This is a genomic window from Neisseria sp. P0021.S006, assembly GCF_051956895.1.
In genome coordinates this window covers 1-493 of sequence record NZ_JBQCWZ010001116.1, presented here as the reverse complement: position 1 = coordinate 493, position 493 = coordinate 1, and the positions used below count along the sequence as shown (strand labels likewise).

Below are 493 nucleotides of genomic sequence, written 5' to 3'. Positions count from 1 at the left end.
GACATATAGATAATAATTACCCCCTTTTGTGCAGAAAAACAACGTTACCCATTTTTACTATCTTGTTTCCCTGCCTGCCTTTCCTTTCATATTTGTTTCAAATCAGCCGATACAAGCAATTTCATATTGCCCCTATGAGGCTTAGGCTAATATAATATTGAGTTTGCCGAAAGCAAAAGCTTAGGCTTAAACTGCTTTCTATCCACGCTGCCCGTGCGCTTTACAAGAGTTTCAGACGGCCTCCGTCCGACTCCCGCCAGCAATCAAACAGCTTTTTATCACCCATTCGAAAATCCGTTTTGCCGGTACTCGTCTTTCTTTTTGGAGTATTGCCATTATGACCGCAACCACTGCGTCTTCAGCCAAACCTTATTTGCAAATCCAAGGCTTGGTGAAAAAGTTTGGTGACAATTACGCTGTCGATAACATCGACTTGGACATTTACCAACATGAAATCTTTGCCCTTTTGGGCAGCTCCGGCAGTGGCAAATCC

The 493-nt window shown here is 43.2% G+C and carries 1 pseudogene; it reads left to right on the top strand.

What is annotated here, in order from left to right:
• Nucleotides 1-337 precede the first annotated feature (337 nt).
• A pseudogene (locus tag ACTHUM_RS19025) lies at nucleotides 338-493 on the top strand (polyamine ABC transporter ATP-binding protein); the annotation flags it as partial.